Source organism: Streptomyces phyllanthi, assembly GCF_009377205.1.
GTDB classification, from domain to species: domain Bacteria; phylum Actinomycetota; class Actinomycetes; order Streptomycetales; family Streptomycetaceae; genus Streptomyces; species Streptomyces phyllanthi.
The window spans coordinates 1-2,160 of the sequence record NZ_VJZE01000819.1; the positions used below are offsets into that span (position 1 = coordinate 1).

Below are 2,160 nucleotides of genomic sequence, written 5' to 3' on the forward strand. Positions count from 1 at the left end.
GGTACGGGGTGAGCCGGGGTACGGGGTGAGCCCGTGAGTCGAGGTCAGCCCGCCTCCCGCGTGGGCACCTTCGCGGTGAACTGCTCCGCCTGCAGCGAGTACAGCTCCGCGTAGACGCCGCCCGTGGCGAGGAGCTCCTCCGGTGTGCCGGACTCCACGAGGCGGCCCTGGTCCAGGACATGCACCAGGTCGGCGTGGCGCACCGAGGCCAGGCGGTGGGTGATGAGGACGACCGTCTGGCCGGTGCCCGCCAGAGCGCGGATCTTCTCGAAGACCTCCAGCTCGGCACGGGCGTCGAGGGCCGCCGTCGGCTCGTCCACGATCAGGATGCGCCCGCGCCGGTAGGCGGCCCGCGCGATGCCCAGCCGCTGCCACTGGCCCCCCGAGAGCTCGTGCCCGCCGCTGAACCCGCGGGCCAGCAACGTGTCGAGGCCGCGCGGCAGATCGGCCACCACGTCCTGGGCCCCCGCCTCGGCGACCGACGAGGTGACGCGCTCGTCGGTGAGGGCCACGGACGGGCGGCCGACCGCGACGTTCACCCGGGCCGTGAACGGCCACCGCTTGAAGTCCTGCGCCACCATCGCGATGCGCCCGGCGATCTGCTGCCGGTCGGCGGTCGCCGCGTCCACGTCGTCCCACAGGATCCGGCCCCGGTCCGGCGCGTACAGTCCGGCGAGCAGCTTGACCAGGGTTGTCTTGCCCGAGCCGTTCTCGCCCACGAGCGCCACGATCTTCCCCAGCGGCACGGTCAGCGTCACGTCGCACAGAGCGGGGCGGGTCGCCTTCCCGGGGTAGGTGAAGGTGACGTTCTCCACGCGTATCTCGCGCGGGCTCTCGGGCAGCGGCTCCCCGCCCACCGGGATCGCCCGCTTGGCGGCCTCCACGTACAGACGCTGCATGTCCCCCACGAACAGGGCTTCCTCGTGCAGGGAGTTGACCTCCAGGACGAGGGTGTCGAGGCTCGCGGAGCCGGTGCGGATCGCGATGACCGCCGTACCCGCGACCGAGAGGGCCATGGCCCCGGCGAGCAGCAGGCCACCGAGCGTCGCGTACGTCGCGACGGTGGCGAGGCCCGTCCACGCGGCGGCGAACAGGCCCGTACGCGCCGCCAGGCGGGCCAGGCGCTCCTGCTCGGCCTCCGCCGTCTCCGACATCGAGCGGAAGTGACGCAGCAGGAACGGGCCCACACCGTGCACACGGATCTCCGGGGCCGCCTCCGGCTCGGTCAGCAGTGAGGCGATCAGGTGCCCGGCCCGCGCGTGCTGCACCCAGGCGTGGAAGGACTCGTAGCGGCGCCGGGCGATCGTCAGGGCGCTCCAGGCGCTCGGCAGCGTCATCGTGACCAGCAACGGAAGCAGGGCCGGGTGCAGCACGGTCAGTACGCCCGCCGCCGCGACCAGCGAGATCATGGAGTTCACCACGCGCGCGGAGTACGCGATCATGCGACGGGCCGACTGGGCGCCGTACTTCGCGGTGTCGAGCAGCTTGTGGAAGGCGTCGTCCTCGATCGCGGCCAGCTCCACGGCCGCCGCGCGCTCCAGATACAACTCGGTCGCCACACGCTCCACCTTGGGCTCCAGGCGACCCGTGGCGTAGGTCGAGGCCGCCCGCAGCAGTGCGCCCAGCAGCATGACGGCGGCGACCGTGACGAGGGCCGGGGCGGCGCCCCGCAACCGGTCCTCGATGGGGCCGCCGGCCATCAGCCGGGCCAGCACGGTGTTGACCGCCAGCAGGCCCACCGCCTGGGCCATGCCCTGGCCGACCTCGGCCGCCAGTACGGTCCGGGCGGCGCGGCGGTCGGCCTGCCAGGCCAGCCGGAAGCTGGAGGCGAGCAGCGACGGCAGCCGTCTCACCATCGCGCGGAAGTTCAGCTCCAGGAACGCGTCCGCGTGCTGGGACCAGCCCATGTCGTACCGCAACGGCCCGCCGAAAAGGAGCACCTCCGACTCGGAGGGCTCAGGTTTCCCGTTCTTGCCACCCACTTCGGTCCTCCCCCGGTTCGTCGACGAAGGGCCACTATCGCGGGGCGGACGGCGGGGAACCAGGGCGCGTGACCGTCTCCCGGCGGCTCGTACGGGGCGCGACGGGCGCGAGTGCCGTACGGCTGTGCGCTGGGGTGGAGGAGGACTGATGGCTGTGCGCTGGGGAGAGCTGTCGGCC

The 2,160-nt window shown here is 73.0% G+C and carries 1 protein-coding gene; it reads right to left on the minus strand.

Annotated features, from left to right (window positions below):
• Positions 1–44 precede the first annotated feature (44 nt).
• A complete protein-coding gene (locus FNH04_RS45225) occupies positions 45–1,907 on the minus strand; it encodes an ABC transporter ATP-binding protein (RefSeq protein ID WP_152792035.1) in 1,863 nt (620 codons plus the stop codon).
• Between the last annotated feature and the right edge of the window lie 253 nt (positions 1,908–2,160).

Coding starts and splice junctions, on each gene's coding strand:
- FNH04_RS45225 (WP_152792035.1), bottom strand. CDS start 1,907: ATGGGCTGGTCCCAGCACGCGGACGCGTTCCTGGAGCTGAACTTCCGC.